Origin of the sequence: Allopusillimonas ginsengisoli (assembly GCF_004153455.1) — a bacterium.
GTDB classification, from domain to species: domain Bacteria; phylum Pseudomonadota; class Gammaproteobacteria; order Burkholderiales; family Burkholderiaceae_B; genus Allopusillimonas; species Allopusillimonas ginsengisoli.
In genome coordinates, this window is the sequence record NZ_SDQE01000004.1 from 118,186 (window position 1) to 130,958 (window position 12,773).

A 12,773-nucleotide genomic window follows, 5' to 3' on the forward strand; every position below is an offset into this window, starting at 1 on the left:
CCACTCGAAAACAGCAGGAGACCTCGTGAGCCAGCCCGCCCCATCTTCCAGGGAATCATCCGCTTTACGCACAGACATCCGTCAGCTCGGCAAGACGCTGGGAGAGGTCATCAGAGAGTGCGAAGGCAAAACGGTTTATGACGTGATCGAGAAAATGCGCCGCGCCGCCGTCAAATTCCGACGCGAAGGCAACCCTCACGACAGCCGCGTGCTCGAGCGGCAAATCCAGCGTCTGGAAGAAGACGGCGTCAATTCCGTCGCGCGCGCCTTCAGCTATTTTCTGCACCTGTCCAACATCGCCGAGGACCGCGACCAGAACCGCCGCCAGCGGCAGCATGAACTCACGCAAGCCACGCCCATGCAAGGCAGTTTGCAGCATGCCCTGGACCTGCTTCATGAGCAAGGCATCAGCCGGCGCAGGATTCTGCGCTATCTTGAACAGGCCTGCATTGTCCCCGTCCTCACAGCCCATCCTACCGAAGTTCAGCGCAAAAGCACACTGGATCTGCATCGCGAAATCGCTCGCCAACTGGCTCACAACGACGACACGCTTACGCCGTCCGAACAGCAGCAGCTCAATCTGCGCCTGACCGGCCTGGTCGCGACGCTGTGGCAGACTCGCATGCTGCGCCGCCAAAAACTGACTGTTGTCGATGAAATAGACAACGCGCTGAGCTACTACACCAGCTCATTCCTGAGTGCCTTGCCGCGCCTGTACCAAGACCTTTCCAATCGCTTGACGCCGCTTGGCAAAAGCGTGTTTACCGTCAACACGCAGCCTCTGCCGCCGTTTCTGCGCATGGGCAGCTGGATAGGCGGCGACCGCGACGGCAACCCGAACGTCGACGCAGCCACGCTGGAGCAAGCGCTGTTGCGCCAGTCCACCCTGGTGATCCAGCATTATCTGGATGAAATCAAGATACTGGGCACAGAGCTGTCGCTGTCCCGCTCCCTGGAAAATGCCAGCCCCGAACTGCAGGCGCTGTCGCTGGCCAGCCAGGACGCCTCGGCCCATCGTCTGGATGAACCTTATCGACGCGCCTTCATTCACGTTTATGCCCGCATGGCCGCGACGGCCGTGACGCTTACCGGGCGCACACTGGCGCGTCGCCCCACGTACGAAGCCCAGCCCTACCCTGATCCAGATGCCTTTCTGCGCGATCTGCAAGTGATTGCCGATTCGCTGGACAGGCACCATGGCGGCGTGATCGCGCAACTACGCCTGTCGGGTTTGATACAGGCTGTCAGTATTTTCGGGTTCCATCTGGCTTCCGTCGATCTGCGCCAAAGCTCGGACGTGCACGAACGCGTTCTGACCGAACTTTTCCTGGCAGCAGGCGTACAGATGGATGGCAAGCCGGTCGTGTACGACAAGCTGGACGAAGCACAGCGCATCGCGCTGCTGCGCCGCGAAATCCGCGAAGCGCGCCCGCTCGTCTCCCCCTGGCTCAACTATTCGGCGGAAACCGAAAAGGAGATGGCCATTCTGCGCATGGCCGCCACCTGCCGCAGCAAATATGGCGAAGCCGCCATACGCCAGACAATTGTGTCTCACACCGAAACCCTCAGCGATCTGCTGGAGGTGCTCGTGCTGCAACAAGAAGCAGGCCTGATTTCACCCACGCTGCCGGATACGCAAGCCCTGCAGGCAGGGTTGATGGTCGTGCCGCTGTTCGAAACCATACCTGATCTCATGCGGGGCCCCGAGATCATGGCGCAATGGCTTGACCTGCCCGAAGTTTCCGCCCGCGTGCGCGAAACTCAGGAAGGCATACAGGAAGTCATGCTGGGTTATTCCGACAGCAATAAGGATGGCGGGTACCTCACGTCCAACTGGGCCCTGTACTGCGCAGAACGGGAAATGGTGCAAGTATTCAAGAAGCGCAAGGTTCGCCTGCGTCTGTTTCACGGGCGCGGCGGCTCTGTCGCCCGCGGCGGCGGTTCGAGTTTCGACGCCATCCTGGCCCAGCCGCCAGGCACGGTGAACGGGCAGATCCGTCTTACGGAACAAGGCGAAGTGATACAAGGCAAGTACAAGGACGCCGAAGTCGGCCGCTGGCATCTGGAAAACATCGTTGCCGCGACACTGGAAGCCAGCCTGGCGACAACGTCACCCACCTCCCAGTCCGAAGACGACAACATGGCCCGTTTTGGGGCTGCGCTTCATTTCATGTCCGACATGGCCGAGCGCAGCTATCGGGCGTTGGTGTATGGCACAGAAGGCTTCAATGACTACTTCTTTGCCTCAACGCCAATACTGGAAATCGCCGGATTGAATATCGGCTCGCGCCCCGCCTCGCGCAAATCCAGCCAGAAGATCGAAGACCTGCGCGCCATCCCCTGGGGATTCTCCTGGGCGCAATGCCGCATCATGCTGACAGGCTGGTATGGCGTCGGATCGGCACTGGATGCCTATGTAAAGCAAGGCTGTGACGGCGCACCGTCAACGCCTGCGCAACGTCTGGCGCAATTGCGCGAAATGGCGCAAGTCTGGCCCTTCTTCCGTACGCTGATGTCGAACATGGAACAGGTGCTGGCCAAAACCGATTTGAATATTGGCAAGCACTACGCCGCACTCGTCCCCGATGCGCGGCTGCGCAAGCGTGTTTTTTCGCGCATCGAAGCGGAGTTCGCGCTTACGCTGGACATGTTCCAGCAGATTAACCAGCACGAGCTGCTGGCCAACGATGTGCAGTTGGGCGCTGCGCTCAGCGAACGCTTCGCCTATATTGATCCGCTCAATCACCTGCAGGTGGAGCTGCTGCGCCGTCATCGCCAGGAACGCAAAAAACGCGGCCAGGGCAGCGATGAAGAAAGCCGCAGCCAGCGCGCGATCCACATGACCATCAATGGGATCGCCGCCGGGCTGCGCAACTCTGGATAAGGCGGCTGCGGCCTAGACCATGTCGCCGCCGCCCTTGCGGGCGGCGCGCATGTCTCGAATCAGGCAAATCACCAGCAGCAGCAGAATGGCCGCAGAAATAACAGGCCAGACAAGAATGTATCCGGTAAGAAGAATCGCTGTCATGGTTTGTCTCCTTAGCTTCGTGCCGAAGCCAGTTCACGGCCCGGAAGAACGGTATCCTGCTGCGCTTCCGGCTCGTCGTCATGAAATGAAGTAACGCGCTTGGCCAGCAGGCTGAAATCAAAATCTTCTTTGCTGCGCCAGCTCATCAGCGTGCACACAATGGCACTGACACCATAGGCAGTCAACGAACTCAGCAATACGGTGTAATCACGCAGGTTGCCCAGCACATAAGGCGCGGCAACCACACCCGCCAGCGTGCCAATCACCAGCGCAATCCGGAAGTTGGAAAAGCCGAAGGCCATCAAGCCAATCACGATTCCAATCCCCACGGTCGCGCACAACTCAAAGAACACCGCGGTAACGCCATCCATCGGAATGAGTTCAAACCGGGCAACAGCAAACAGCAGCACCGCCAGAATGACCGAAGTAGTGAACGCTTTGTTGGTGACCTTGTTCCAGTAGAAACTGGCAATCACGGGAAACACGATGGCTCCCCACAACGCGCCGACAAACACGAGCATCATCAGAATATCAAGCTGCAAGCTGGCAAAAACGACACCCAGCATAGTTGCCACGATCATCGTGATCCGCCCCCACCACAGCATGCGCGCCGGATTGGGTTTCCCGCGCGCAAGATTCTTGCCATAGATGTCGGTCATCATGATGGCCGACAGCGCCGAGAGATCAGAATCGGCCGTTGACGAGAGCGAGCCTATCACCAGTATGAAAAACAGGGCGATACCCGCAGGCGGCAAATAGGTGGATGCCATCTGGGGGATGATGTTGTTCATGTCGCCATCCGCCGGTTGCATACCCACAAAGAGCGCGAGCATACCCAGCATGCCCAGCCCGATCACGACCGCGCCATAGCCTATGGTCGCCGTCAGAAAAGTGGATTTGATGAGATCTTCTCGCACCGCAAACAGCCGCTGCGCGATGGTCTGATTGCCTATTGCATAGGCCAGTACCGCCACAAAGTAGGGAGCGCCCTGTTCCAGAATGGCTGTCGTGGAGAAGAAGTCCTGCTGCTCAAGCGACAGGTTGGACATATTGGCCATCAACATGTCTGTGCCGCCCGCATTGAAAAAGATAAGCGGAATAATGATCACGGCGGCCAGAATCATGGCGATCAACTGTGCGAAGTCGGTCATGACCGATGCCCGAAACCCCGACCACAAGGTATAAGACAGCACGCCCAAACCCGCGATGAGCACACCCTGTATGAAGCTGAGGGGGCTCAGCACCGATACCAGCGCCCCCGCTGCCGTAAAGTTGACCATCAGGCTGATACAGCTGCCGATCAGATTGGACACCGCCATGATCAGTTGGCTGGACGAACCATGACGGGCCTGTATCACCTCTGCCAGGGTATGCGCCTTGGGTGCCAAGGCGCGAAAGCGCCGACCGAACGGATAAATGAACAGAATCATCAGGGCGCCCCAGAATCCATAATGGATAGGGCCCGACAGCCCATAGCGATAGCCCGACGTCGCGCTCGCATAGAATGAGGCAGCCCAGATCCATGTAGCGATCATGCTTGCCGCAGAAAGGCCGAAACCGACTGCATTGTTGGAAACCATGTAGCCGTCAACGTTTTCCTTTTTCTTCCCGATGAGCAGGGAAAGCAGGAATGTAAGCCCGTAGAACCCAACGAGCAGCAGTAATGCCGACGACGTCGAGAGTTGAAAAAATTCTCCCTCTAGCATGTTTTATTTCTCCCTTTTGTTGCATGCATGGCGTTGGTACGAACGCGCGCAGTCATACCGGCCCGCTGCGGCCAAGCCACTGCAGTCCTGCATGAAAGACACATACCAGGTGCCTTGTTGCAGCCCCAGGCAAAGCAAAGGACGAAAACCCGGTAGAACCGGCATTGACGCGCTGAAAGCCTGAATCTGCGGTACCGGCCTCAAAGAAACCAGCGGATAGTTCCGCGGCCGCGAGGCCGGGCATATTGTTTCGGCGGTTAAACCGGGCTACTGCGTAGCAGCCGTTTGACGAGGCATTGCCTCAAAATATCATTCTGCCAACTATTGCCGCGCGCTTGCTGCAATACAGAATGTCTCGGGACGCATTGTACCGTCTGCATGCGTCGGCGTCCAACACGCTTGAAGTTTCAATGATCTTGGTACGCCGGGCATCAATGAATGATGTACAGTAGAAAATCGCGCAACACCATGCGTTGCGCCGCTTTACGCCATACGGGACACCATCATGGATGACTCTGCAATCATCACGGATTTCATGCACGCCATGCAGCCGTGCGCGCCCCCGACCTCACCCCACCTACCGGTCCTGCTGGGACAAGGCAGCCTGCAATCTGCCTTTGCGGTCACGCCGCTGGCTGTCGCTGCCATCGGCACTGCCGCACAGGCGCTGGCGGATTATGTCGACGCAAGCTTCGGCCGGCGCCCTGATGTGGCGGTTGACCGACGCCTGGCCTCCTTGTGGTTCGGCACCTCTCTTCGCCCGCAGGGCTGGCGCTTACCCGATGTGCGCGATCCCATTACCGGCGACTATCGCACGCGGGACGGCTGGTTGCGCATACACGCCAATGCGCCGCACCATCGCACCGCTGCGATAGCGGTGCTGGGTTGCGCGCCCGACCATCAGGCTGTTGCCAACGCCGTTGCCCATTGGGATGCGCAAGCGCTTGAGGATGCATTGGTCCAGGCACATGCGTGTGCGGCGGCCATGCATAGCCGCACATCGTGGGCCGAACATCCGCAAGGCAAGGCGGTCGCCGCAGAGCCGGTTTTCCGTTGCTCCCGCCACGAGCGTGACGCTGGGCTTCGTCACAACGGCACCAGCCAGCGCCGCACGCTCGCCAGCCCGGGAAGGCCGCTGGCTGGACTGCGCGTGCTCGACCTGACCCGCGTCCTGGCGGGACCCGTATCCACCCGCTTTCTGGCGGGCTATGGCGCCACGGTGTTGCGCATCGATCCCCCCTGGTGGACAGAGCCCGGCATGGTGCCCGAAGTCACGCTGGGCAAGCGTTGCGCCGAACTGGATTTGCGGGATGGCCAGCAACTGGAGCTGCTACGGTCATTGCTGGCGGAAGCCGATGTGATGATACATGGCTATCGACCCGACGCACTGGCGCGTCTGGGTCTGGGCGAGCGCGAACGCCAGGCGATACGCCCCGGTCTGGTCGACGTGTGCCTGGACGCCTATGGCTGGACCGGCCCCTGGCAGTCAAGGCGCGGCTTCGACAGCCTGGTACAGTTGAGCAACGGTATTGCGCATGCAGGCATGGAATACTTCAACAAAGACATCCCTACGCCCTTGCCTGTGCAGGCGCTGGATCAAGCCACAGGTTACCTGATGGCTGCGGCCGCATTGCAGGGGCTTACCAATAGATTGCACGATGGGCATGGCACAACCATGCAACTATCTTTGGCGTGTACCGGCGAACTGCTCGCATCGCAACAGGCGATCCGCACCAGCGCCCTGACGCCTGAAACTGACGCAGACCTGGCGCCAGCCATCGAGATGACGAGCTGGGGTCCTGCGCAGCGGCTGGTACCCCCTTGCTGGATAGAAGGCATCCCCATGCATTGGGACGTGCCAGCCTCCGCATTGCGGGAAAGCACGCCGCAGTGGCCCTGAACACCCTGTAAAAGCCAGGATTCACACACGGCAGCCCCGCACCCAAGGCAAGAAACCGGGCGCATCGCGCACCCGGTTTCTCATGCTGGCCTCAGCCACATCCAAACATCGGGCGCAGGCCGTTCAGGCGGTCTGCAAACGCGATTTGCGCTTGCGCAGGTAACGCAGCACAGGCGGAACCACCACAATCACGATCGACACCAGCCACAGGCCTTTTGCAATGCCGCTGTCGAACAGAATATGCAGGTTGCCATCCGTGATCGACAATGCGCGCCGCAGATTTTGCTCCATCATGTCGCCCAGCACGACGCCCAGCACCAGCGGCGCCATCGGCACGTCAGCCTTGCGCAGCAGGTAGCCGATCCCGCCAATGACAGCGGCCATCATCAGATCGAAAGTACCTGCGTTGATGGCATACACACCGATATAACTGACCGCAAGAATGCCCGGAACCATCAACCAGCCCGGCACCGACAGCACCTTGGAGAACACGCGTACCATGGGCACGTTCATCAGGAACAGAATCACATTGGCGATAAAGAGCGACGCGATCAGGCCCCACACCAGCTCGGGCTTGGTATCGAACAGCACGGGGCCGGGCGTGATGTTATAAAGCGTCAGCGCGCCCATCATCACTGCTGTCGTGCCCGATCCCGGCACGCCAAGCGTCAGCATGGGAACAAACGAGCCCACCGCCGACGCCGTAGCTGCCGCTTCAGGCGCGGTGACGCCCCGCAGATCGCCTTTGCCAAACTTCGAATTAACGGGATCCTTGTTTTCACAGATCCGCTTCTCATTGGAATAGGCCACCGCTGACGCGACGCTTGCGCCAGCGCCAGGCAACACGCCCACGACAAACCCCAGCAGCGAACTGCGCACCACGGTCCACCACGTAAACGCCAGCTCTTTGACATTGAACAGTTTGCGCCCGCTGGACTCGACTTCGACATGCTGCCCGCCGACGAGCTTTTCAAGCATCTCGAGCAGCTCCGCCACCGCGAACAGTGCAATGACGACGACCACAAACTGTATGCCATCGAACAAATGCACGGAGTCGAATGTGTAGCGATAAATACCGGAGTTCGAATCAACACCTACTGTCGCGATCGCCAGGCCGATCAGCGCGGAGAGCGCCCCCTTGACGGGTTTGTCGCCCAGCAGACTGGTAAGGCAGCAGAAAGCGAAGACCATCAGCACGAAATATTCGGCCGGACCAAAGGCCAGCGCCCATTTCGCCAGCAATGGCGCCAGGATGATAATGCCGATGACCGACACCAGCGAACCAAAAAAGGCCGACCAGGCGGACAGTGACAACGCCACATTCGCCAGCCCCTGGCGCGCCAGAGGATAGCCATCGAGCGTGGTCATGATGGCGCTGGCCTCGCCAGGCACGTTGATGAGAATGGCCGTGATGCGGCCGCCATACTCGGCGCCCACGTATACGGCAGCCAACAGAATCAGCGCCGTTTCCGGAGGCAGGTTCATCGCGAACGCGATGGGGATGAGCATGGCCACGCCGTTGATGGGGCCGAGCCCCGGCAGCACGCCCACCATGGTTCCAAAGAAAGCGCCGATCAGGGCGACCGCCAGATTGGACCACGAAAAGGCGACACCAAAGCCCATCTGCAGGTGGGAAAGGATTTCGCTCACAGGACAGACTCCAGAAGACCCAGGGGCAGAACCACATCAAGCACCCGGTCGAACAGAACGAAGAAGAAAATGCTCATGATCACACCGCCCAGCGCAACCTTGCCCCAGGTCCCGCCAAACAGGCGGCCTACCAGCACAGTGACCAGGGCTGTGGCAACGATGAAACCCAGCGTATCGAACAGCAGCGCATAGGCAATGCAATAGATCACCATCAGCGCAATGCGTCCGTTGGCGCCGGGCGGATTGCCTTCGGCATGAAAGCGGCCCTTGAACAGCAGCCAGACGCCGCACAAGCCTATGCAGGCGGCCAGCAGCAGCGGAAAGGCGCGCGGCCCCACGGGTTCGTAGGAAAATGGAGCCTCGATATCCCATCCGAACCAGACCATGAGCGCCGCGAAGAGGATCGCGGCAAAACCAAGGTAGCGATCCGTCATGACTTACTTCTTGACCAGACCAAAACTGCGGGCCTGCTCTTCATAGGCCTTGACGCGCTCTTTGACAAAGGCGTCGAGCTCGGGGCCGGACATCTTGAAGGGGAACAGCCCAAGCTTCTTCTGCAGCTCGGCGAATTTGGGATCATCCTGCATGTTCTTGAAGGCCTGGACCCACCAGTTGTAGTCCTCGTCAGACACCTTGGGGCCAACATAGAAGCCGCGGATGATGGGCCATTCGATATCAAACCCTTGTTCCTTGGCGGTAGGAATATCGGACATTTCGCCGGGCAGACGCTCATCGGCAAATACGGCCAGCACCCGGATAGGCGAGCCGCCCTGGAGCATGGTGTAGGCCTCTGCCGCATCACCCATGTAAGCCTGAATATGGCCGCCGCGCAGAGCCGTATTGGACTCGCCGCCACCCTCGAAGGCCACAAAACGCATCTTGCGGAAATCGATGCCTGCAGCCTGTGCGGTCAGCGCGGCTTTCATCCAGTCCTGGCTGCCCACCGTACCACCGGCGCCCAGTACGATCTTGCTGGGATCGGCCTTGAGCGCGTCCATCAGGTCTTTCAGCGTTTTATAGGGTGAGTCATCGCGCACCACCGCCACGCCATAGTCCGAACCCACCGCCGCCAGCCAGCGTACGTCATTGACGTTGTATTTGCCGAATTTGCCTTGCGCCAGATTCAACAGCGACCCGCCCGAAAACGCGACAATGCTGTTGCCCGCGCTCGGCTTCTGGCCGACCACATGGTTGTAGGCCACTGCGCCGATACCGCCCGGCATGTAGATAATGCGCATGGGCTCCTTGAGCTGGCCAGACACTTCCAGGCCTTCCTGCGCCAATCTGCAGGTAAGATCAAAGCCGCCGCCAGGCTGCGCCGGCGCAATACATTCGGGCCGACGCGGCCCATCGGCCGCCAAGGCCGAACCCGCCGCCAGCACGCCGCTGGCCAGCAAAAACCCTGACAAAAGCTTACGCAAAAATGTTGTTTTCATATGCCGTCTCCTGATGGAATCGTTGCATGCACACAGCAGCATGCGGGATGTGCCGGCCCATAACGCCAGCCTACTCACGGCGCAAGCGTACGAAAACTTGGCTTTCGGAATGCTTTCAATTTTTCGTTTTTCTTGCCGGCAACGACCCGTAACGGGGCATATCTAGGGTAAACACCAATATGGCGCGACAGCCATTTCCTTCTGATTCGAGCAAAAAACGGCCATGCAATTGCTGCATAATGGCGTCCACAATCGCAAGGCCCAGCCCTGCGCCCGAGGTGTTCTTGCCTGCCTTGCCACGCCGAAACCGCACCCCGGCTTTCTCGATATCGGCGGGCGACATGCCAGGCCCGTTGTCTTCAACCATCACGCGTATCTCGGACGCGGTGCGACGTACAGACAAAGTGACCACGCCCCCGACCGGGGTATAGCGCAAGGCATTGTCGACCAGGTTGGCAATGGCTTCGCGCAATAGCCATTCGGGCGCGCGCATCCATATCGCGCCATCGGGGCAATCCAGGCCAAGGTCCTGGCGACGCGCTCGGGCCGCCGGATAGAGCACCCGGACAATATCTTCAGCCAATGCCACAAGCTCTGTATCTTCGGGTTCATCGTCAAGCGCCGAGGCCTCGCGCGCCCTGGCCAGCGCCAACAGTTGATTCGCTGTCCGCTCGGCCCGCTCCAGCCCCTCGCCCATGGCCATGAGCGCCATGCGCACCTCTTGTGGATCGGACTCGCGCAACGCATAGCCAAGCTGCGTTCTGAGGACGGCCAGCGGGGTGCGCAACTGGTGCGAGGCATCGTCCAGGAACTGACTCTGCAACCTGGCCTGCCGCTCATAGCGTGCCATGTGCAGGTTGACGGCTTTCACCAGCGGCTGCACCTCCGCGGGGATATCGTCATCCTCGATGGGGCGCAGGTCATCAGGCGGCCGATCCTCCAGTTCCTGCTCCAGCCGTGTAAGCGGCCGCAGCGCAAACAGCACGGCCAGCACCAGGATGAGCATGATCATCAGGACCGCCACGATATCCCGTTCGACCGACTGCCACAGCATCGACTCGATAAAGGCTTCGCGCGTGGCGACATCTTCGCCAACCAGGACGATCACCCGCCCGCCGATATTGTTGTAGATCGGCGGATCCATTGGTCGGGCCAATGCGGCAATGCGCACGCGCTGTCCAAGATAGACTGCGGTGTAAAAGCGTGGCTGGTTGGAGACCAACGGCCCTTCTGGCAAAGGCAGTTGCTGATTGCCGATATCGGCCAGACCGTCTTCCGTCATCACACGATAATAGACATTCTCGTTCGCGGTCAGCTCAAAGAATTCCAGCATCAAATAAGGCAGCTCTATGGACAGGCCGCCGCTGACCGTGGATATCTGATGATCAATAGAGCGCAAGGCGCCCGCCAGCGAACGGTCGTAGGCCAGATCGATCTGTTTGCGCAACTGATGATTGGACAGCCACAACGCAGCCGTCATGAACAAAAGCAACGTGGGCACCAGCGACCACAGCAGAATGGACTTGAGGCTGCGCTTGCTGCGTGTCTGCCGACTAAACTTCACGAGCCGGCTCCAGGCAATAGCCCATGCCGCGCAGGGTTTCTATGCAAGCCCCCGTATTGACCAGCTTTTTCCGCAAGCGGTGCACCAGTACCTCTATGGCCTCGAGATTGATTTCCCGATCATCCGGGCTGATGCGATCCAGAATCTGCTGCTTGGAGACCGGCTCTCCGCTTTTCTGGATCAACACTTTGAGCACGGCAAATTCGCGAGGCGACAAGGCCAAAGGCTGGCCGCCCGCCAAAAAACGCTGCGCCGCCGTATCCAGCACGAGATCGCCCAGCGACAGCCGCGGATGATCGCGCCCACGGCTGCGCCTGACCAAGGCCACCAAACGCGCTTCGAGCTCTTCGATAATGAAAGGTTTGCGCAGAAAGTCATCCGCGCCTTTGTGCAGGGTATCGATACGCTCGACCAGCGAGTCGCGCGCGGTCAGCACCAACACGGGCGTACGATCATCCCGCGCCCGCAGCCTGGCAAGAAACGTATGCCCGTCCATGCCGGGCAGGCCGAGATCAAGAACGATGGCATCGAACTCCTCGACCGCCATGCGACGCTCGGCAAGCTCGGCATCATCCGCCCAATCGGCCACAAAACCACCATGCCTGGCCAGGCTACGCGTCAGCCAGCGGGCCAGTTCGCTTTCGTCTTCTACAAGAAGTATGCGCATAGGAGAAACATCGTCCGGACCATACGGGCAGTTTAGCCCGGAATCCTTCTGCGCTGCCCGCCACCTTGGCTGAACCCATCGCCCTGCACATACGATGCCTGCCGACGTCGCCTGTCGCGAAAGCCCGCAAGCCGATGCCACTAACCACCAACGCCGCAAAAAAAAGGCGGCCTCTGCTGAACAGAATGCCGCCCCTTTTTGCCGGAGATCAAGGCTGCCGGTTACGCAGCCCCCGGCACTACGAAGCGCTGATCGCCTTGCATTCGCGCGCCAGCACCGTCGCCGAGCCTGCCTGGCTCGCGCCGGCCTGCCCCGCCGCCGCATCCTGCGTCAGCATCGTGCCATTGGCTTCACCCGCCGTATCATAGGTGAACTTGTCTGTCGTCCAGGTATAGCCATTTCCTCGGAACGTATTGCCGACCATATCCGCGTTGCTGGAGGTCGAGCGCGTCAGGTCTACAACCTGGTCGCCGAAGATGACCTTTGCGCCCAGCGCCTCTTGACCCTGGAAAGTGTATTGGGCTGTCAGCGATTCGCCGTTACCTGTGCCGCATTTGTATTCCACAGTTTTCTGGGCCAGGTCGCCTTCCTTGTCGCGCGTGGTACCGCAGGCGGCCAGGCCTGCGCACAGAACAATACCCAATGCAGCAGTGATAGTTCGATTCATTGAAACTCCCATCAGATGGTTCCAGGCAAAATGCCTGCTCCTGAAAATTTTTATACCACCGGGCCTGTTCGTTCTTGTAAGCGCGCGTGTCAAATTGGCGCCTGCTGCGACGATATTCACTATACTTTCCCGCTGAGTTGCATCAAGTATCAACA

10 protein-coding genes are annotated in these 12,773 nt (G+C 59.7%); 2 read left to right on the forward strand and 8 right to left on the reverse strand.

Annotation, left to right across the window (positions count from 1 at the left end; translation table 11 throughout):
- Window positions 1–25: 25 nt before the first annotated feature.
- Window positions 26–2,884: a phosphoenolpyruvate carboxylase gene (gene ppc, locus ERE07_RS10640; RefSeq protein ID WP_130008803.1), complete on the forward strand. Its 2,859-nt coding sequence runs from the start codon at window positions 26–28 to the stop codon at window positions 2,882–2,884.
- Between the two features lie 12 nt (window positions 2,885–2,896).
- On the opposite strand, the gene ERE07_RS21845 is transcribed toward ppc, so the two are convergent.
- Both ERE07_RS21845 and ERE07_RS10645 read right to left on the reverse strand, forming a co-directional pair.
- On the reverse strand, window positions 2,897–3,028 hold the full coding sequence (locus tag ERE07_RS21845) for a putative transporter small subunit (protein WP_425330972.1): 132 nt from the start codon (window positions 3,026–3,028) through the stop codon (window positions 2,897–2,899).
- Window positions 3,029–3,039: 11 nt separating this feature from the next.
- Entirely contained in the window at window positions 3,040–4,734 is a 1,695-nt protein-coding gene (locus ERE07_RS10645) for a sodium:solute symporter family protein (RefSeq protein ID WP_130008804.1), read from the reverse strand.
- A 505-nt stretch (window positions 4,735–5,239) separates the two neighbouring features.
- Between ERE07_RS10645 and ERE07_RS10650 the strand changes: the two genes are divergently transcribed.
- Entirely contained in the window at window positions 5,240–6,634 is a 1,395-nt protein-coding gene (locus ERE07_RS10650) for a CoA transferase (protein WP_245153627.1), read from the forward strand.
- Window positions 6,635–6,757: 123 nt separating this feature from the next.
- Here the strand turns inward: ERE07_RS10650 and ERE07_RS10655 are convergent, their stop codons facing one another.
- From ERE07_RS10655 to ERE07_RS10680, 6 genes are all read right to left on the reverse strand, one after another.
- The gene (locus ERE07_RS10655) at window positions 6,758–8,284 is read right to left on the reverse strand and encodes a tripartite tricarboxylate transporter permease (protein WP_130008805.1); all 1,527 of its coding nucleotides are present in this window, start codon (window positions 8,282–8,284) and stop codon (window positions 6,758–6,760) included.
- Window positions 8,281–8,718, reverse strand: coding sequence for a tripartite tricarboxylate transporter TctB family protein (locus tag ERE07_RS10660; protein WP_130008806.1), 438 nt, complete (start codon window positions 8,716–8,718; stop codon window positions 8,281–8,283). Before ERE07_RS10660 ends, ERE07_RS10655 begins: the two co-directional genes overlap by 4 nt.
- A gap of 3 nt (window positions 8,719–8,721) precedes the next feature.
- Window positions 8,722–9,720 (reverse strand): Bug family tripartite tricarboxylate transporter substrate binding protein, encoded by a 999-nt coding sequence (locus tag ERE07_RS10665; RefSeq protein ID WP_130008807.1) that lies wholly within the window; start codon window positions 9,718–9,720, stop codon window positions 8,722–8,724.
- A 115-nt stretch (window positions 9,721–9,835) separates the two neighbouring features.
- Entirely contained in the window at window positions 9,836–11,284 is a 1,449-nt protein-coding gene (locus ERE07_RS10670) for a sensor histidine kinase (RefSeq protein ID WP_245153629.1), read from the reverse strand.
- Window positions 11,274–11,951, reverse strand: a complete 678-nt coding sequence (locus ERE07_RS10675) for a response regulator (RefSeq protein ID WP_130008808.1) — start codon at window positions 11,949–11,951, stop codon at window positions 11,274–11,276. Before ERE07_RS10675 ends, ERE07_RS10670 begins: the two co-directional genes overlap by 11 nt.
- Window positions 11,952–12,189: 238 nt before the next feature.
- Window positions 12,190–12,618: a hypothetical protein gene (locus ERE07_RS10680; protein WP_130008809.1), complete on the reverse strand. Its 429-nt coding sequence runs from the start codon at window positions 12,616–12,618 to the stop codon at window positions 12,190–12,192.
- Window positions 12,619–12,773 lie beyond the last annotated feature (155 nt).

Coding starts and splice junctions, on each gene's coding strand:
- ERE07_RS10665 (WP_130008807.1), bottom strand. CDS start 9,720: ATGAAAACAACATTTTTGCGTAAGCTTTTGTCAGGGTTTTTGCTGGCC.
- ERE07_RS10675 (WP_130008808.1), bottom strand. CDS start 11,951: ATGCGCATACTTCTTGTAGAAGACGAAAGCGAACTGGCCCGCTGGCTG.
- ERE07_RS10650 (WP_245153627.1), top strand. CDS start 5,240: ATGGATGACTCTGCAATCATCACGGATTTCATGCACGCCATGCAGCCG.
- ERE07_RS21845 (WP_425330972.1), bottom strand. CDS start 3,028: ATGACAGCGATTCTTCTTACCGGATACATTCTTGTCTGGCCTGTTATT.
- ERE07_RS10680 (WP_130008809.1), bottom strand. CDS start 12,618: ATGAATCGAACTATCACTGCTGCATTGGGTATTGTTCTGTGCGCAGGC.
- ERE07_RS10660 (WP_130008806.1), bottom strand. CDS start 8,718: ATGACGGATCGCTACCTTGGTTTTGCCGCGATCCTCTTCGCGGCGCTC.
- ERE07_RS10645 (WP_130008804.1), bottom strand. CDS start 4,734: ATGCTAGAGGGAGAATTTTTTCAACTCTCGACGTCGTCGGCATTACTG.